Consider the following 19846-nt stretch of genomic DNA (forward strand, 5'->3'; position numbering starts at 1 on the left):
GTAGGTGTGTCCGGATGATCATATATAGGGTAGCCTCCTCAAAGTTAGGGCAGCCTTTACTAAATCTTCGGGAGGGTCGATAGTGGGTCGCGCCGCGACGAGTTCCCAGACCGTGCATGAAGAGGTCGCTGAACTGCTCGGTGTCAGCCCGGCCGCGCTGGACCCCGACGCCGACCTCATTGCCTCCGGTCTCGACTCCATTCGGATGATGTCGCTGTCGGGCCGCTGGCGTCGACAGGGTATCGACATCGGTTTCGCCGCCTTGGCCGAGACCCCGACGGTGGCAGCCTGGACCCAACTGGTCGCCGCGCTCACGGCCGACACCGCCGGTGCCGGCCAGGACGCGGCACCGGACGCCGAGGCCGCGGCCGAGCCCGACGACAACGAGCCGTTCCCGCTCGCGCCCATCCAGCACGCGCTGTGGCTGGGCCGCAACGAGGAGCAGGCCCTCGGCGGCGTTGCCCCGCACCTATATGTCGAGTTCGACGGCGCCGGGGTAGACCCCCGGCAGCTGCGGGTGGCCGCGGCCGCGCTGGCCCGCCGGCACCCCATGCTGCGGGTGGACATCCTGCCCGACGGCACCCAACGGATCAGCGACCGTACGCTGCCCGTCGCGGTGCACGACCTGCGCGACCTCGACGATGCGGCCGCGCAGGCCCGGCTGGCCGAGATCCGCGACGCGAAATCGCATCAGATCCTGCACGGCGAGGTTCTCGAGATCTCGCTGACGCTGCTGGCCGGCGGACGCACCCGGCTGCATGTCGACATGGACATGTCGGCCGCCGACGCCGTGAGCTACCGCAACTTCATGGCCGACCTCGCGGTCCTCTACCGCGGCGACACCCTGCCGGAGTTGGGCTACACCTACCGGCGCTACCGGTCCGCGCTGACGGCGTCGACGGCGGTGTCCGAGGCCGACCGGCAGTGGTGGGCCGAGCGGGTGCCGCAACTGCCGGAGCCGCCGTCGCCGCCGTTGGTACCGCTGTCGGAGCAGGCCAACCCCCGCCGCAACACCCGCCGCTGGCACTTCTTCGACGCCGACATCCGCGAGGCCCTGTTCGAGGGCGCCCACAAGCGCGGCGTCACACCCGCGATGGCGATCGCGGCCTCCTACGCCGGGACGCTGGCCCGCTGGTCCACCCACTCCCGGTTCCTGCTCAACCTGCCGATGTTCGGGCGCGAGCCGTTTCACCCCGACGTCGACAAGCTGGTGGGCGACTTCACCTCGTCGTTGCTGCTCGACGTCGACCTGACCGGCGCCGACACCGCCACCAAACGCGCCCGGGCCGTGCAGGAATCGCTGCACACCACGGTGCGCCACGCCAGCTACTCGGGGCTGTCGGTGCTGCGCGACCTGACCCGGCACCGCGGCGTGCCCACCCTGGCGCCGTTCGTGTTCACCAGCGCGCTGGGCCTCGGGGACCTGTTCGACGGCGAGGTCACCGAACAGTTCGGCAAGTGCGTCTGGCACATCTCGCAGGGGCCGCAGGTGCTGCTCGACGCCCAGGCCACCCCGTTCGACGGCGGTCTGCTGATCAACTGGGACGTGCGCGAGGAGGCATTCCGGCCGGGGGTCGCGGATGCGATGTTCGCCCATCACGTCGACGAGCTGATCCGCCTGGCCGGTGACGACGCCGCCTGGGACACCCTTGACACCACCGCGCTACCCCCAGACCAACGTGCGGTGCGGGCCGCGCTCAACGCGGTGAGCGCACCGGTGAGCCCAGATGCGTTGCACGACGGATTCTTCCGGTCGGCAGCGAGGACCCCGGATGCGCCCGCGGTGCTCAGCAGCCTCGGCGAGTGGAGCTACGCGCACCTGCGCGAGCGGGCGCTCGCCGTCGCCGCCACGCTGCGGCACCACGGCGTCAACGCCGGGGACGCGGTGGCCGTGATGGGCCCCAAAAACGCCGAGCAGATCCCGGCGCTGCTCGGCATCCACGCCGCCGGCGCGGTATACCTGCCGATCGGACTCGACCAGCCCGAGGACCGCGCGGTCCGGATCCTGCAGAGCTCCGATGTGCATTCGGTGCTGTGGTGCGGCGCCCGCACCCCGCAGGCCGACGGGCTACCGGTCCCGGCAATCACGGTGGCCGAGGCGATCGCGCACGGCCGGCCCGCAGCCGCGGCCACCGAGCCGGTTTCGGCGCGCCCCGACGACGTGGCCTACGTGCTGTTCACCTCCGGGTCCACCGGCGAACCCAAGGGTGTCCAGGTCAGTCACGGCGCGTCGATGAACACCGTCGAATTCATCAACGGGCACTTCGAGATCGGACCGCAGGACCGCTGCCTGGCGCTCTCGACGCTGGAATGCGACATCTCGGTGCTCGACATCTTCGGCATGCTGCGCGCCGGCGGTTCGATCGTCGTGGTCGACGAGGCGGACCGGCGTAACCCCGACGCGTGGGCGCGCCTGATCGGCACGCATCAGGTCAGCGTGCTGCACTGGCTGCCGGGCTGGTTGGAGATGCTGGTCGCGGTCAACTCCGGCCGGATCTCCTCGGTGCGGGTGGTGCCCACCGGCGGCGACTGGGTGCGCACCGAGATGGTTCGCGCGCTGCGTGCGCAAGCCCCCGGGGTGCGCGTCGCCGGTCTCGGCGGCGCCACCGAAACCGCCACCCACAACACCATCTGCGAGCCCGCCGAGCTGCCCACGCACTGGGCGGCGGTACCACTCGGGAAGCCCTTGCCCAACAACAAGTGTCGCGTGGTCGCGGCCGACGGCTCCGACTGCCCGGATTGGGTGCCCGGCGAGTTCTGGGTCGGTGGACGCGGCATCGCCCGCGGCTACCGGGGTCGACCCGACCTGACCGCCGAACGGTTCGTCGAGCACGACGGCAGCACCTGGTACCGCACCGGGGATCTGGCGCGCTACCTGCCCGATGGCACGTTGGAATTCGTGGGGCGCGCCGATCACCGCGTCAAGATCAGCGGCTATCGTGTCGAACTCGGCGAGGTCGAAGGCGCCCTGAACCGCCTCGATGCCGTCGACGGCGCGGTGGCCGCGGTGGTGCCGGCCGCCGGCGATCATCGGCGCGAGCAACTCGCGGCGCTGGTCCGCGTCACCGATTCGCGGCTGAGCGTGCCGAGGATCACCGCGGCGATGGCGGGCTTCGTTCCGCCGCACATGGTTCCGGATCTCATCGTGCTGGCCGAAACCATCCCGTACACCGTGGGCGGCAAGATCGACCGCCGGGCGGTCGCCGAACAACTCGCCTCGGTGGCGCAGCAGCGCGGCACCGACCCCGCGCCCAGTCAGCGGGCACCGGCGACCCCGCTGGAGCGCGCGGTCGCCGACATCACGGCGAGCCTGCTGCGGGTCGACTCGCTCAGCGCCGAGGCCGACTTCTTCGCTCTGGGCGGCGATTCGGTGCTGGCCACCCAGCTGGTCGCCCGGGTCCGGGCCTGGCTGGACACCCCGACCGTGATGGTGGCCGACGTCTTCGCGGCCCGCACCGTGGCCGGCCTGGCCACCCTGCTGCAGGACCGCGAGCCCGGCAGCGACCGGCTCGAGCAGGTCGCCGAGATCTATCTGGAAGTCGCGGACATGGAAAGCTCCGAGGTGGCCTCCGCACTCGACTCGGCGGCGGCGCCGTGAGCACCAACGCCGAGGTCGAGTTCCAGCCCTGGGTCAAGAAGTTCGACGGCGCCGGTCGCCCCGGCGCCGTGGTGATCTTCCCGCACGCCGGTGGCGCCGCCGCCGCTTACCGCACCCTGGCAAAGACGTTGTCGGCGAAGGGCACTGACTGCTTCATCGTGCAGTACCCGCAGCGCGCCGACCGGCTGGCCCACCCACCCGTCGACAGCGTCGACGCGCTGGCCGCACAGCTGTTCGAGGCCGGCGACTGGCACCGGGTCGGCCCGCTGACACTCTTCGGGCACTGCATGGGCGCGGTGGTCGCGTTCGAGTTCGCGCGCCTGGCCGAACGCGCCGGCATCGAGGTGTCCACCTTGTGGGCCTCGGCGGGACAGGCGCCCTCCACGGTGCCCGAAGTGCTGCCGCTGCCCAGCACCGATGCCGACGTGCTGGCCGACATGGTCGACCTCGGCGGCACCGACCCCCGGCTGCTCGAGGACGAGGATTTCGCCGAACTGCTGACGATGGCGGTCAAGTCCGACTACCGCGCACTCACCGGCTACACCTGCGCGCCGGAGGTGCAAATCAACGCCGACATCCACGCCATCGGTGGCGAGCGCGACCACCGGATCCGGCCGCACTGGCTGGACCGGTGGCAGTCGCACACCGCCGGCCGATTCACCCTGTCGCACTTCGACGGCGGTCACTTCTACCTGAACGACCACCTCGATGCGGTGACGGAGCTGGTGAGTCGGAGATGACCGTCGGTCGGGTCAACGGCGTGGGAGATCCGGGTGACGCCGTGGTGATCGTGGGCATGGCGGTGGAGACGCCCGGCAACGTCGAGACCGCCGAGGACTACTGGGCCCTGCTGTGCGACCAACGCGAAGCCCTCGGCCCGTTTCCCACCGACCGCGGCTGGGCGCTGGGCGACCTGTTCGACGGCTCGCGTCGGGACGGCTTCAAACAGATCCACAACCTCGGTGGATTCCTGGGCAGCGCGGCACATTTCGACCCCGAGTTCTTCGGCATCTCGCCGCGCGAGGCCGTCGCGATGGATCCGCAGCAGCGGGTCGCGTTGCGGCTGGCCTGGCGCGCCGTGGAAAACAGTGGGATCAACCCCGACGATCTCGCCGGCCACGACGTGGGCTGCTATGTCGGCGCCTCCACCCTGGAGTACGGCCCACCGATGAGCGAATTCTCGCATCACAGCGGACATCTGATCACCGGCACCGCGCTGGGGGTCATCTCCGGGCGGATCGCCTACACCCTGGACCTGGCCGGGCCCGCGCTGACCATCGACACCTCCTGCTCCTCGGCGCTGGCCGCCTTCCACACCGCCGTCGGTGCCCTGCGCGCCGGCGACTGTGACCTGGCACTGGCCGGTGGGGTGTGCGTGATGGGTTCACCGGGATACTTCGTCGAGTTCGCCAAACAGCACGCACTGTCCGACGACGGGCACTGCCGCCCGTACAGCGGGCACGCCACCGGCACGGTCTGGGCCGAGGGCGCGGCGATGTTCCTGCTGCAGCGCCGCTCCGCCGCCGAGCGGTCCGGGCGCCGGATCCTGGCCGAGGTGCGCGCCAGCGCGCTGAACTCCGACGGTCGCACCACCGGCCTGACCGCCCCGAGCGAACAGGCACAGATCCGGCTGTTCCGGCGGGCGCTCGAGCAGGCCGGCCTCGGTCCCGCCGAGGTCGACGTCGTCGAGGGCCACGGCACCGGCACCACGTTGGGGGACCGCACCGAACTGCGTGCATTGACGGCCACCTACGGCGCCGCAGCCCCCGGCACCGGACCGGTGCTCGGGTCGGTGAAATCCTACCTCGGACACGCTCAGGCCGCAGCCGGCGCGCTGGGGCTGGCCAAGGTGCTCGTCGCCGCCGAACACGCCGGTATCCCGCCCACGCTGCACGTCGACGAGCGCAGCCGCGAAATCGACTGGGACAACCAGGGTCTGCGGCTGGCGGAGAAGCTGACGCCGTGGCCGGCCACCGCCGGTCAGCGGGTGGCCGCGGTCTCGGCGTTCGGGATGAGCGGCACCAACACCCACGTCATCGTGGCGATGCCGGAGACCCCGGATATCGGCGCGCAACGGGCGGCGTCGTGACCCGCACCGCCGGCTGGCCCGATGCTCGCGTCCCGGTGCTGCTCAGCGCGCACGCCGGCGACCTGATCGCCACTGACGCCGCGGCCATCCTGGCCTACCTGCACCGCAACAGCGCGGTCACCGTCGATGAGGTGGCCGCCCAGGTGCTGCACACCAGGCGGATTCGGCGCCACCGGACGGCGGTGCTCGCAGCGGACCGCGACGAACTCAGCGCCGCACTGCGCGCCGTCGCCCGCGGTGAACCGCATCCGTTGGTGGCGTCGGCCGTGCCCGGATCGGCCCCTCGCATTGCGTTCGTGGTGCCCGGTCAGGGCGCGCAGCGCCCCGGCATGGGTGCCGACGCCTACCGGGAGTTCCCCGCCTATCGGGATGCGGTGGACGCCTGCGGCAGCGGGTTCGCGACACTCGGGTGGGCCGCCCCGCTGCGCTACCTGACCGCGGTCGACGCGCCGGAGTCGTTCTCCGAGATCGAGATTCAGGGTGCCCAGTTCGCCCATGCCGTCGGCCTGGCCGCGCTGTGGCGGGACCACGGCATCGTCGCGGACATCACCGTCGGCCACAGCCTCGGCGAGATCGCGGCGGCCTACCTCGCCGGCGCCATCGACCTGCCGACCGCGATCGGCGTGGTCGCCGCGCGCGCCGGCGTCGTCGACCGCCTCAGCGGCCGCTATGCGGTGGCCGCGTTGGGCATCAGCCCGGCGGCCGCCCGGGAACTCATCGACGCCACGCCGGGCTGGCTGGAACTGTCGGTCATCAACGCCAGCACCGCGGTGGCGATCTCCGGCGATGCCGACGCCGTGACCGACGCGGTGCGCCGGGTGCGCGAGCGCGGCCAACTCGGCCGCGAGATCACCGTCAACTTCCCGGTGCACACCAGCGTGCTGGAGCCGCTGCGGGACTGGGTGCACGGCCGACTGACCGAAACCGGCCGTCGGGGTGGATTCGCGGAAACTGCGGTGCAGTTCATCGGCGGCACCACCGGGTCGGTGGTCGCCCCCAGCACACCGTTTGCCGACTACTGGTATGCCAACCTGCGCAACACCGTGCGCTTCGACCGCGCCGCACAGGCCGCACTGGACTGCGGCGCAACCGTCTTCGTCGAGCTGTCCAGCCACCCGGCGCTGCTGCACGCGGTCGCCGAGCGGGCCCCGGACTCGGCGGTGCTGGTCGGAACCGGGCACCGCGACACCCCCGTGGTCGACCAGTTGAGCGCCAACCTGGCGGCCGTCGCGGTCGCCGATCCCACCTACCGGTGGCGGGCACCGGAGGCCGCCGGTGACCCGGCGCCCGGGTTGCCGCACTTCCCGAACGCCCCGATGCGCGCCACCGCGCTGTGGGCGGGCCGGGAACCACTGGACCCCATGCCGTCGCTGACGGTCTCGGCCGAAACCTGGGTGCCCGTCCAGGACTTCGCCGCTGCGCCGGCGACGCCGCGGAGCGTGGCGGTGCTGCCGCTGGGACGCCCGTCGGCGCTGAGCGAGGTGCTGCGCGCGGGACTGGCCGCGCAGTCGGCCGCGGTCGAGGTCGCCCCCGCCGAGGCCGAGGTACTCGTCCTGGTCGCCCCCGACGTGGAGGTGCCCGATGCCGCGGCCGCGGCCGCGACCTTGGCGGGCCTCGTCGATGCCGGACTGCTGAGCTTTGTCGACGAGATGGGCCCCGGGTGTCGGCAGGTGTGGCTGATCACCACGGCCGGCGAACAGATCGCCGCGACCGAGCCGGTGCCGTCGCTGTTGACCGCGGCGCTGGCCGCCGCCTACCGCAGCATCGGTCTCGACCACCCCGACCGGGCCTTCCATCACCTCGACGTGCCGGTGCCACCGCAGCAGGTGCGCCCCGCCGAGGCTACCCACGTGCTCGAGACCGTCCTCGCGGGATCGGGTTCGCTCGCGCTGCGATGGGGCCAGGGGCACCCACAACGGTTCCGCCGCGAGTTGGGGCTGCTGACCGGGTCCACGCTGCACGCACCGGGCTGGCCGCTGGACACCGGCCTGCTCGACAACGTCGTGATCACCGGCGCCGCCGGGGCAATCGGCACGCACTATGCCCGCTACCTCGCCGAACGCGGCGCCCGTCGCATCGTGATGGTGAGCCGCCGCGGTGCCGCCGCGGCGTTGGTTGCCGAACTCGGGACGCGGTTCGGCACCGAAGTGGTCTCCGTCGCTTGCGATCTCACCGACGAGGGGCAGGTGCGCGCGGCGGCCGCCGAATTCGGCGGCGACGGTGCCACCGTGGTGGTGCACGCCGCCGGCGCGGCCGGCTTCGGCGCGACGACCCCGGTGGACGCCGCGGCCTTCCAGCACTCGTTGGGGGCCAAAGTGATCGGGCTGGTGCGGCTGCTCGAGCACTGGCCGCTGCGCGCGGACTGCCGAATCCTGTTGTGCTCGTCGATGTCCGCGGTGTGGGGCGGGCAGGGCCATGCCGCCTATTCGGCGGCCAACCGGATGCTCGAGGTGATGGCCGCCGGGCTGCGCGCGACCGGCCGGCACTGCATCGCGGTGCGCTGGGGACTGTGGCCCGCCGGCGGGATCGTCGACGCCGATGAGATCGCCCGGATCGAGCGGTCCGGGCTGCGGCAGCTGGCACCGGAGCTCGCGATCGCGGCCAGCCTGCGCGACTACTCGGTGGACCCGATGGTGCTCGCCGCCGACCCGGACCGGCTGCGCCTCTTTCTGTCCAGCCTGGATCACGCGCACCCCGAACCCGACGCCGCGGACACCCCCGACACCGGGGCCGGCACCGCCGCGGTGGTGCGCGCCCACCTGGCCGCGGTGCTCAGTGTCCCGCAACCCGACGCGCTGGATCTGACGTCCTCGCTGTTCGACCTGGGTGTCGACTCGCTGCTGGCGCTCGATTTGCGCAAGCGACTCAAACGCAGCATCGGGCGCACCGTCCCGCTGGCCCGCCTACTCGGCGGCATCACCGGCACTGAACTCGTCTCCGATCTCGACGCGGATCGCGATGCCAATCTCGATCCCACGTCGAATGCGACTCCGTGATCTACAGAAAGCGAACGCCCCGTGACTGAAACCTCTCTCGAAGACCGGCGTCTCGAGCTGATGCGGCGCAAGCTGAGCGAACGCGGCCTCGCCAGCGCGCGCGACGAGGCACCGGCCGCCGGCGCGGCGGCACCGGCCCTGTCGGACGGTCAGCTGCGGATGTGGTTCGTGCAGGCCGCCGATCCGAGCGGGGCGCTGCTGAACATCGCGGTGTCCTATCGCCTCACCGGCGTGCTGGACGCCGCCAAGCTGCACGAGGCCGTCGACGCGGTCGCCGGACGCCACAGCGTGCTGCGGACCACCTATCACGCCGATCAGAACGGTGCACCCCATCCAAAGGTGGATCCCGATCTGCGTCCGGCGTGGACCATGCATGACCTCGCGGAGCTTTCCGAGCGCGCCCGGCAGCTGCGGCTGGAGGTGCTGGCGCAGCGGGAGTTCGCCGCACCCTTCGACCTGACCCAGGATTCGCCGCTGCGAATCACGCTGGTGCGCACCGCACCCGACGAACACGTGCTGCTGTTGGTGGCCCACCACATCGCCTGGGACGACGGCGCGTGGCGGGTGTTCTTCGGCGACCTGACCCGCGCCTACACCGGTGCGGGGCTGGACCCGGAACCGCGCCGGACGGGCGGCCCGGGCGGCATCGACACCGCCACCGTCGAGGACGACATCGCCTACTGGCGCACCGTGATGGCCGACATGCCCGAACCGCTCGAGCTGCCCGGTCCGAGTGGTTCGGCGGTGCCGAGCAGTTGGCGTTCGGCCCGCAGTGCGGTGCGGCTGTCGGCCGGTACCGCCGAGCGCATCGCCGAGCTGGCCAGGGAATCCGGCTGCACGCCGTACATGGTGCTGCTCGCGGCGTTCGGCGCGCTGATCCACCGCTACACCCACAGCGATGACTTCCTGGTGGTCACCCCGGTGCTCAACCGCGACGCCGACGCCGAGGACACCATCGGCTACTACGGCAACACCGTGGCCATGCGGTTGCGACCCGCCGCCACGCTCACCTTCCGGGAACTGCTGGCCCAGACCCGCGAAACCGCGCTGGGCGCCTTCGCGCATCAGCGGGTCAACCTCGACCGGATGGTCCGCGAACTCAACCCCGACCGCCGCCACGGCGCCGAACGTCTGACCCGGGTCAGCTTCGGTTTCCGCGAACCCGACGGCGGCGGCTTCTGCCCGCCGGGTGTGCAGTGCCGTCGCGCCGAACTGCGGGGCCAGCTGACCCAGCTGCCGCTGGGCTTCATGGTCGAATTCGACCGCACCGGAGCGCTGGTCGAGGCCGAGCACCTGGTGGAGATCCTGGAGCCCGCCCTGGCGCAACAGCTGCTCGATCATTTCGCGGTGCTGTTGGACAGCGCGCTGCAGTCCCCGGACACCGCGCTGGCCCGGCTGCGCCTGCTCGACGACGCGGATGCCGCGTGGCTCGCGGAGATGTCACGCGGCGAGCAGTTCGACACCCCGCCGTCGACGCTCGGTGACCTGGTGACCGCGCAGGTCGAGCGGACCCCCGACGCCGTCGCGGTGGTCTACGAGGGCCGACGCTTCAGCTACCGCGAGATCAACGAGTCGGCCAATCAGGTGGCGCACTGGCTCATCGAGCAGGGCATCGGCGCCGAGGACCGCGTCGCGGTGTTGCTGGACAAGTCACCCGAACTGGTGATCATCGCGCTCGGGATCGTCAAGGCCGGCGCGGTGTACCTGCCGGTCGACCCGACCTACCCGGCGGACCGGCTGTCGTTCATCCTCGGTGACTGCGACGCGAAACTCGTTATCCGCGAGCCGATCACGGGGTTGGAGGGCTACCGGACCGACAACCCCACCGATGCCGATCGGGTGCGCCCACTGACCCCGCAGAACACCGCGTATCTGATCTACACCTCGGGCACCACCGGACTGCCCAAGGGGGTGCCGGTGCCGCACCGGCCCATCGCGGAGTACTTCGTCTGGTTCCAGGGCGATTATCAGATCGACGCGAACGACCGGTTGCTGCAGGTGGCCTCGCCCAGCTTCGACATCTCGATCGGCGAAGTGTTCGGCACCCTGGCCTGCGGGGCCCGGATCGTCATCCACAAGCCGGGCGGGCTCAACGACATCGGCTATCTGACCGATCTGCTACGCGACGAGGGCATCACCGCGATGCACTTCGTGCCGTCGCTGCTGGGTCTGTTCCTGTCGCTGCCCGGCGTCAACCAGTGGCGCACGCTGCAACGCGTGCCCATCGGCGGCGAACCGCTGCCCGGCGAGGTGGCCGACAAGTTCCACGCCACCTTCGACGCGATGCTGCACAACTTCTACGGGCCCACCGAAACGGTGGTCAACGCCAGCCGATTCAAGGTGCAGGGCAAGCAGGGCACCCGGATCGTGCCGATCGGCAAGCCCAAGATCAACACGCAGCTGTATCTGCTCGACGACGCGCTGCAGCCGGTCCCGGTCGGCGTCATCGGCGAGATCTACATCGGCGGCACCCATGTCGCCCACGGTTACCATCGCCGGCCCGGCCTGACCGCCGAACGCTTTGTCGCCGACCCGTTCACCCCCGGCGCGCGGCTGTACCGCTCCGGCGATCTGGCGCGCCGCAACGCCGACGGCGACATCGAGTTCGTCGGCCGCGCCGACGAACAGGTCAAGATCCGCGGCTTCCGCATCGAATTGGGCGATGTGGCCGCGGCGATCTCGGTCGACCCGAGCGTCGGCCAGGCCGTCGTCGTCGTCAGTGACCTGCCGCAGCTGGGCAAGAGCCTGGTGGGCTATCTGACCCCGGTGGCGGGGGAGCCGCTGGAGACCGTCGACGTCGACCGGATCCGCACCCGCGTCGCCGCCGCCCTGCCCGAGTACATGGTGCCGGCGGGATACGTGGTGCTCGAGGAGATCCCGATCACCTCGCACGGCAAGATCGACAAGACCGCGCTGCCGCGTCCCGAGATCGTGGCCACCACCGTGTTCCGGGAACCGTCCACCGCCACCGAACGCCAGGTCGCCGGCCTGTTCGCGCAGCTGCTGGCGCGGCCGCGGGTCGGCGCCGACGACTCGTTCTTCGACCTCGGTGGGCACTCGCTGTTGGCCACGAAACTCGTTGCGGCCGTGCGCTCGACGTGCGGTGTCGACATCGGGGTGCGCGAGGTCTTCGAACTGGCGACCGTCGCCGAGATCGCCGCGCACATCGATGCGTTGGCGGCCGGTACCGCCGGGCCCACGCGACCGCGACTGGTGCCGACCCCGCACGAGGGTCCGGCACCGCTGTCGTCGTCGCAGCTGCGCAGTTGGTTCACCTACCGGGTCGACGGTCCCAGCGTGGTCAACAACATTCCGTTCGCGGCGAAGCTGAGCGGGCCCGTGGACACCGCGGCGTTGTGCGCCGCGGTGGGCGATCTGGTGGATCGGCACGAGATCCTGCGCACCACCTACCGGGAGATCGACGGCGTGCCGTATCAGATCGTGAACGCCGCGGCCGGGTTGGCTGTGCGCGTCGCGGACGGCGCGGACGCGCAGTGGATCACCGCGCAGTTGGACGCCGAGCGCGCCCACATCTTCGACCTGGAGCACGAGTGGCCGATCCGGGCCGCGGTGCTGCGCGCTGACGGCGCGCACGTGCTGGCGCTGACGATGCACCACATCGCCGGCGATCACTGGTCGGCCACGGTGCTGTTCACCGATCTGCTGGTCGCCTACCTGGCGCGCTGCGGCGGCGAGGCCCCGACCTGGGCACCGCTGCCGGTGCAGTACGCCGACTACGGCGCCTGGCAGGCCGAGCTGCTGTCCGAGAACACCGGAATCGCTGGGCCGCAACGCGAGTATTGGATCGAACAGTTGCAGGGGCTGCCGGCCGAGACCGGGCTGCGTCCGGATCACCCGCGCCCGCCGGTGCTCAGCGGCGTCGGCGATGCGATCGCCTTCGAGCTGGGGGCCGCGACCCGGCAGCGGTTGACCGCGCTGGGCGCCGAGCTCGGCGTCACCGAGTTCATGATCCTGCAGGCCGCGGTGGCCGTGGCGCTGCACAAGGCCGGTGGGGGACTGGACATCCCGATCGGCAGCCCGGTGGCCGGGCGTACCGAGGCCGAACTGGATCAGCTCATCGGGTTCTTCATCAACATCCTGGTGCTGCGTAATGACCTGCGCGGCAATCCGACCGTGCGCGAACTGCTGGGGCGTACCCGGGAGATGGCGCTGGCCGCCTACGCGCATCAGGATCTGCCGTTCGATCAGGTGGTCGACGCGGTGAGCCCGGTGCGCTCGTTGTCGCGCAACCCCCTGTTCGGCGTCGTCGTCCACGTGCGCGAGCAGCTGCCGACCGACCGGGTGATCGACAGCGGGGCCGAACGCGGCAAAGCGCCTACCACGTTCTCGGCCCTGGAGCCGGATTTCGATGCCGCACACGCGGATCTGCAGCTGAGCTTCTTCGCCGGCGAGGATGGCTACCGTTGCCACGCCATCTACCGTGCCGAGCTGTACGACCGTGACACCATGGTGCGGTTCGCGGACTGGCTCAGTCGGGTGGTCGAGGCCTTCGCCGACAATCCCGATGTCGCGCTGCGCGACATCGAGGTCGTCGATGCGGCCGAGCGCCGCCGCATCCTCACCGAGTGGAGTGCCGCCGGCGGCGCCGCGCGGGCCTATGTGCTCGACGAGACCCTCAAGTGTGTCCCGGTCGGCGTCGTGGGTGAGATCTATACGGCCGGCGGACCGCTGGCCGCGGCCCAATGCAGCGGGGCGGCGCAGACCGCGGTCCGGTTCGTCGCGAATCCGTTCGGCAATCCGGATGGTGCAGAATCCGATTCGCGGCTGTACCGCACCGGGGAACGGGGCCGCTGGCGCCCCGATGGGGTGCTGGAGCTGATCGGCCGCACCGACGTCGCCGTCGCCCCACCGGCGGCGGCTGCGCGTGCGAGCGAACCGCCGAGCACCGACACCGAGCGGACGCTGGCGGCGCTGCTCGAAGAGGTCCTCGACGTCACCGATGTCGGCCGCCACGACGACTTCTTCACCCTCGGCGGCGACAGCATCCTGGCCGTGCAGTTGGCGGCGCGGGCGCGCGACGTCGGCCTGAACCTCAAGGCGCGGATGGTGTTCGAGCATCCCGTGCTGCAGGAGCTCGCCGCCGTGGTCGACACCGCGCCGGAGATCGGGGCCGCCTCGCCGAGCGGCGACGCCCCCGACGACAGCGCGCAGACCCGCCACGCACCGATGGCGGCCTCGGGCCTGTCCGCCGACGAACTGGCCGATCTGACCGCCTCCTGGGGCACCCAGAACGGGGCGCAGTGACTTCCACGGATCAGACCAGCCAGGCACCCGCGATCGAGGACGTCATCGCGCTGAGCCCGCTTCAGCAGGGGCTGTACTCGATGACGACGCTGGCCGGCACCGACCCCGACGGCCGACCCGACCCGTACGTCATCGCGATGGCCGCCGACGTCACCGGCACGTTGGACGCCGCGCTGCTGCGCGAGTGTGCCGCACTGATGCTGGTGCGGCACCCGAACCTGCGGGCCAGCTTCTTCCGGGGCAACCTGAGCCGCACCGTGCAGGTGGTCCCGAGGCAGATCGAGGTGCCGTGGACGCAGCTGAGCGCGGGCACCGCCGCAGCGGCCGCCACCCTCGAGGCCGCCGAACGGGCGCGGCCCTTCGACCTCGAACGCGGACCCGCCATCCGATTTCTGCTGATCGAGATGCCGCAGCAGCGGTGGCGGTTGGCCGTGATGGCGCATCACATCATCATCGACGGCTGGTCGCTGCCGCTGTTCGTCGGCGAGTTGATCACGCTGTACCGCTCCGGTGGCGACGCCGCCGCGCTACCGACTACGCCGCGGCCGTACCGCGACTACATCGGCTGGCTGGCCAACCGTGACCAGCAGGCCGGCCGCGCGGTGTGGGAACGACACCTGGCCGGCCTGGCCGGGCCGACCCTGCTGACGCCCGCGCTGACCGACATCGAACCCGCGCCCGGGCTGCCGAGCCGCAGCGAGGTGCGACTGGACCAGGCGGCCACGACCGCGCTGGCCGAGGCCGCCCGCGGCCGCCGGATGACCCTGAACACTGTCGTTCAAATGGCCTGGGCCACCCTGCTTTCGGTCTTCACCGACCGCTCCGATGTGGTCTTCGGCATGACGGTGTCGGGCCGCCCCGACGAACTGTCCGGCGTGGAATCGATGGTCGGACTGTTCATCAACACCGTGCCGCTGCGGGTCCGGCTGGATCCGCAGCGCAGCGTGGGGGAGCAGTGCGCGGCGCTGCAGCGCACCGCCGCCGAACTGCGTGAGCACAGCTACCTCGCGCACGCCGAGTTGCGCGCGCTCGCCGGTATCGGCGAGATGTTCGACACCCTGCTGGTGTACGAGAACTTCCCACCCGGTGGGCTGATCGGCGGCGGCGAATTCAGCGCCAACGGCGCCACTTTCACCCCGGCCGCGCTGGAGAGCCTGTCGCACTTCCCGGTCACCATCGCCGCGCACCTCACCGACGGCGAACTGACCGTGCTCGTCGAAACGCTCGAGGGGGCCCTGGGCCCGATCGATCCCGCCGGCCTGGGGCGACGGTTGATCACGATCACCGAGGCCCTGATCGCCGGCTGGGACCGACCGCTGCGCGAGGTCAGCGCGCTGTTCGCCGACGAGGCCGAGCGGATCAGCACGGCCGCACAAGCCACCCCGGCGGCGCCCCGCGCCGGGGCCGGGGCCGGTGTACACGCCCGATTCGCCGAGGTCGCCCGGGACTGCCCCGATGCCGTCGCCCTGAGCCATGCCGACGGTGAAATGACCTACGCCGAACTGGATCGCGCCGCCGACCGGCTTGCCGCGGCGCTGCTGGCGCGCGGTGTCGCGGCCGAATCGCCGGTGGCGATCAACCTGTCCCGCGGCCCGCAGTATGTGGTCGCGATGCTGGCGGTGCTCAAGGCCGGCGCGATGATCGTCCCGCTGGATCCCGGGATGCCCGCCGAACGCATCGCCGACATCCTCGCGCAGAGCAACGCGCAGGCGGTCATCGACGCCGACTGGCCCGCGATCACCGACGACCCGCCCGCCGACTACCGGCCCGCCCGCACCACCGCCGAGCACGCCGCCTACGCGGTGTTCACCTCCGGCACCACCGGAAAGCCCAAGGGTGTCATCGGAACTCACGGTGCGCTGCTGGCGTACGCCGGTGACCACGTCGAGCAGGTGCTGCGCCCCGCCGCCGAGCGTCTCGGGCGCCCGGTGCGGATCGCGCATGCCTGGTCGTTCACGTTCGACGCCGCGTGGCAACCACTGGCGGGGTTGCTCGACGGCCACCGCGTGCACATCGTCGGCGACGACGTGCAACGCGACGCCGAGGGGCTGGTGGCGGTGATCGAACGGCACGGCATCGACATGATCGACACCACGCCATCGATGTTCGCGCAGCTCTACCACGTCGGGCTGCTGACGCGCGTGCCGTTGGCGGTGCTGGCGTTGGGCGGCGAGGCCATCGGCGTCGGCACCTGGCGCAACATCCGGACGGCATGCGAACGCACCGGAATGGCCGCCTACAACTGCTACGGCCCGACCGAGACGACCGTCGAGGCCGTCGTCGCCCCGATCGCCGAACACCCGCAGCCGACCATCGGCCGGCCCACCACCGACACCGGTGCCCAGGTGCTCGACTCCTGGCTGCGCCCGGTCCCCGACGGTGTCGCCGGCGAGCTGTACCTGTCCGGTGCGCAGGTGTGCCGCGGCTACCTGGGCCGACCCGCCGAGACCGCGGGGCGGTTCGTCGCCGACCCGGCCAACCCGGGTGCCCGGATGTACCGGACCGGGGATGTGGTGCGCCGCAACACCAACGGGACGCTGCAGTACCTCGGCCGCTCCGACGATCAGGTCAAGATCCGCGGCTACCGGGTCGAGCCCGGGGAGATCACGGCGGTGCTGCTGACCCACCCGGCGGTGCAGGCCGCGCACGTCGCGGTGCGTTCGCACCGCAGCGGGCCGCGGCTGATCGCCTACCTCGCCACACCAGGCACCGAACTGTCGGTCGCCGAGGTCCGCGCCATGTTGGCGACGCGGTTGCCCCGGTATTTGGTGCCCCACCGCATCGTCGTGCTCGACGAACTGCCGCTGACCGCGCACGGCAAGGTCGACGAGCGGGCACTGGTGGCCGCCGACGGCGACGCCGACGACGGACCGGTGGCCCGCCCGGAAACCGCCACCGAACTCGCCCTGGCCGCGGTGGTGACCGAACTACTGGAGACCCCCACGGTGGACGTCGCCGCGGATCTGCTCTCGCTGGGGCTGGACAGCATCGTCGCGCTGTCGGTGGTGCAGGCCGCGCGCCGGCGCGGAATCGCGTTGCGGGCCCGGCTGATGCTCGAGTGCGGTTCGATCCGCGAACTGGCGGCCGCGATAGACGCCGAGGCCGCGCACGCCGCCGCGGCGGGACCGGCGGCAGACGACGGCGGCGACGGCCCGATCCCGGTGCTGCCCAACGTGCATTGGCTCTACCAGTACGGCTCGCCGCGGCGACTCGCGCAGACCGAGGCCGTCAGGCTGCCCGCGGGCACCACCGGCGACCAGCTGCGCGCGTTGCTGCGGGCGATCGTCGCGGGTCACGAGGTGCTGCGCTGCCGCCTCGACCCCGACACCATGGCCCTGCTGCCGGCCACCGACATCGAGGTGTTCACCGAGGTGCACGCCGACGGTGAGCTGGCCGACGTCGTCCTCGAACAGACCCGGCGGTCGGTGGAAAGCCTTGACCCCCAACAGGGCCGACTGCTCTCGGCGGTGTGGGTCCGGGAGGCCGACGGGCCCGGCGTGTTGGTGCTGACCGCCCACGTGTTGGCGCTGGATCCGGCGTCGTGGCGCATCCTGCTCGGCGAGTTGGACGCCGGTTGGCACGCGCTGGCCGGCGGGCACCAACCCGCGCCGGTGCGCGAGCACACCGGCTACCGGCGCTGGTCGCAGCTGCTCGGCGAGCGCGCCCGCGACCTGGATACCTGCGGATTCTGGCTGGACCAACTGCAGGGACCGGACCCCGATCTCGGGACCCGCCGGGTCCGCCCGGACACCGACCGCGCCGAGCATCTCCAGGTCAGCATTTCGATCACCGCCGTCGACGTGACCGCGCGGCTGTTGGCGGCGCCGGTGCCGATGACCGACCTGCTGGCCGCCGCGGCCTCGCGCATGGTGACCGCGTGGCGGCAACGACGCGGACAGCCCACCCCGATCCCGTTGTTGGCGTTGGAGACCCACGGTCGGGCCGACACCGTCGTCGACCCCGACGGCAGCACCGACACCGGCGAAACCATCGGCCTGTTCAGTGCGATCTACCCGCTGCGGGTGCGGCCCGAGGCGGGCCTGCCCGAAATCCCGGGCGACGGCCTCGATTACGGGCTGCTGCGCTACCTCCGTCCCGAGACCGCCGCGCGGCTGCGCGAGCATGCCGAGCCGCAGGTCATGCTGAACTATCTCGGCCGCACCGAAGCCGCGCGCGGCGGGGTGGCCGAGTTGGACCGCACGCTGCTCGCCGGTGCCTCGCTGCTGCCCGAACCCGACCTGGCGGTGCTGCACGAATTGACGGTGACGGCCGCGGTCATGCTCGACCCGGCCGGCGGTGACGCGCCGATGCTCGCCACCCAATGGCGGGCGCTGCCCGACATCTTCTCCACCGACGACATCGCCGTCCTGCAATCGCTGTGGGAGGACGCATTACGGGAGGTCACCTCATGACCGGCACGCTGGCAATCATCGGCGCCGGACCCAAGGCGGTCGCGGTGGCCGCCAAGGCCGCGGTGCTGCGTCAGATGGGCGTCCCGGTGCCCGACGTCGTCGCGGTGGAACGCAGCGCGGTGGCCGCGAACTGGCTGCCGGCCGGCGGCTGGACCGACGGACACCACCGGTTGGGCACCGGCCCCGAGAAGGACGTCGGCTTTCCGTACCGGTCGTCGCTGGTGCCCCGGCGCAACGGCGAACTCGACGAGCAGATGATGCGCTACAGCTGGCAGTCGCACCTGGTGGCCACCGGGCAGTTCGCCGAGTGGATCGACCGCGGCCGCCCCGCCCCGGCGCACCGCAAATGGGCGCAGTACCTGCGCTGGGTGGCCGACGCCGTCGGGATGAACGTGGTGCGCGGCGAGGTCGCCGGCATCGGGATGGACGGCCGGCGCTGGGCACTGACCACCGAGGAGACCACCATCAGCGCCGACGCGGTGATGGTGACCGGGCCTGGCCAGCCCGAGCGGTCCATCCTGCCCGGCAATCCGCGGGTGCTGTCCATCGCCGAGTTCTGGCACCGCGCCGCCGCGCACGAGCGGATCAGCGCCAAGCGGGTGGTGGTGATCGGCGGCGGCGAGACCGCCGCGGCGATCCTGAACGAGCTTTTCGCGCACCGTGTTTCGACCATCACCGTGATCTCGCCGCAGGTGACGCTGTTCACCCGCGGCGAGGGGTTCTTCGAGAACACGCTGTTCTCCGATCCCACGCACTGGTCGGGCCTGACGCTGGCCGAACGCAAGGACGCGATCGCCCGCACCGACCGCGGGGTGTTCTCCGCGCGCGTGCAGGATGCGCTGTTGGCCGACGACCGCATCCGGCACCTGCGTGGTCGGGTGGCGCACGCCGTCGCCCGCGACGAGCAGATCCGGCTCACGCTGCACACCGACCGCGGCGGCGAGTCGCTGGAGACCGTGCACGGCTTCGACCTGGTGATCGACGGCTCCGGCGCCGACCCGTTGTGGTTCACCGAACTGTTCAACCAGGACGCGTTGGATCTCATCGAGTTGAGCCTCGGCGGACCGATGACGGGGGAGCGGCTGCAGGAGTCGATGGGCTACGACCTGGCCGTCTCGCACCTGGCACCGAAGTTGTTCCTGCCCAACCTGTCCGGACTCAACCAGGGACCGGGCTTTCCGAACCTCAGCTGCCTCGGACTGCTGTCCGACCGCGTGCTGGGCGCCAACCTGACCGATAACGCCGACCGCGTGAGTAGGAGAAGCTGTGAGCACCAACCCCTTCGATGACGACAACGCCACGTTCCTGGTGTTGATCAACGACGAGGAGCAGCACAGCCTGTGGCCGTCGTTCGCCGACGTCCCCGCGGGTTGGCGCAGCGTCTTCGGCGAGAGCACCCGCGCGCAGTGTCTGGCCTACATCGAGGCGCACTGGGCCGACATTCGTCCGCGCAGCCTGCGCGAGGCCGTCGGCTAGCGGCCGACCG

General features: G+C 71.4%; 8 protein-coding genes. All 8 read left to right on the forward strand.

The features are described from left to right. Positions 1-82: 82 nt before the first annotated feature. The 8 genes from RCP80_RS08780 to RCP80_RS08815 are packed head-to-tail and all read left to right on the forward strand — an operon-like array spanning position 83 to position 19836. Entirely contained in the window at positions 83-3598 is a 3516-nt protein-coding gene (locus RCP80_RS08780; RefSeq protein WP_308481961.1) for a non-ribosomal peptide synthetase, read from the forward strand. Further along, a complete protein-coding gene (locus tag RCP80_RS08785) occupies positions 3595-4338 on the forward strand; it encodes a thioesterase II family protein (RefSeq protein ID WP_308481962.1) in 744 nt (247 codons plus the stop codon). The genes RCP80_RS08780 and RCP80_RS08785 overlap by 4 nt, the downstream gene beginning before the upstream one ends. Further along, positions 4335-5687: a beta-ketoacyl [acyl carrier protein] synthase domain-containing protein gene (locus RCP80_RS08790; RefSeq protein WP_308481963.1), complete on the forward strand. Its 1353-nt coding sequence runs from the start codon at positions 4335-4337 to the stop codon at positions 5685-5687. Before RCP80_RS08785 ends, RCP80_RS08790 begins: the two co-directional genes overlap by 4 nt. Continuing rightward, on the forward strand, positions 5684-8683 hold the full coding sequence (gene mbtD / locus RCP80_RS08795) for a mycobactin polyketide synthase MbtD (RefSeq protein WP_308481964.1): 3000 nt from the start codon (positions 5684-5686) through the stop codon (positions 8681-8683). The genes RCP80_RS08790 and mbtD overlap by 4 nt, the downstream gene beginning before the upstream one ends. Before the next feature lie 60 nt (positions 8684-8743). Further along, entirely contained in the window at positions 8744-13948 is a 5205-nt protein-coding gene (locus RCP80_RS08800; RefSeq protein WP_308482761.1) for a non-ribosomal peptide synthetase, read from the forward strand. After that, entirely contained in the window at positions 13945-18360 is a 4416-nt protein-coding gene (locus RCP80_RS08805) for a non-ribosomal peptide synthetase (protein ID WP_308481965.1), read from the forward strand. The genes RCP80_RS08800 and RCP80_RS08805 overlap by 4 nt, the downstream gene beginning before the upstream one ends. Beyond that, positions 18357-19649, forward strand: a complete 1293-nt coding sequence (gene mbtG, locus RCP80_RS08810; protein ID WP_308481966.1) for an NADPH-dependent L-lysine N(6)-monooxygenase MbtG — start codon at positions 18357-18359, stop codon at positions 19647-19649. The genes RCP80_RS08805 and mbtG overlap by 4 nt, the downstream gene beginning before the upstream one ends. Continuing rightward, positions 19627-19836, forward strand: a complete 210-nt coding sequence (locus RCP80_RS08815) for an MbtH family protein (RefSeq protein WP_308481967.1) — start codon at positions 19627-19629, stop codon at positions 19834-19836. Before mbtG ends, RCP80_RS08815 begins: the two co-directional genes overlap by 23 nt. The last annotated feature ends 10 nt before the right edge of the window (positions 19837-19846 follow it).

Origin of the sequence: Mycolicibacterium sp. MU0053 (assembly GCF_963378095.1) — a bacterium.
Classification (GTDB): Bacteria; Actinomycetota; Actinomycetes; order Mycobacteriales; family Mycobacteriaceae; genus Mycobacterium; species Mycobacterium burgundiense.

Coding starts and splice junctions, on each gene's coding strand:
- RCP80_RS08790 (WP_308481963.1), top strand. CDS start 4,335: ATGACCGTCGGTCGGGTCAACGGCGTGGGAGATCCGGGTGACGCCGTG.
- RCP80_RS08800 (WP_308482761.1), top strand. CDS start 8,744: ATGCGGCGCAAGCTGAGCGAACGCGGCCTCGCCAGCGCGCGCGACGAG.
- mbtG (WP_308481966.1), top strand. CDS start 18,357: ATGACCGGCACGCTGGCAATCATCGGCGCCGGACCCAAGGCGGTCGCG.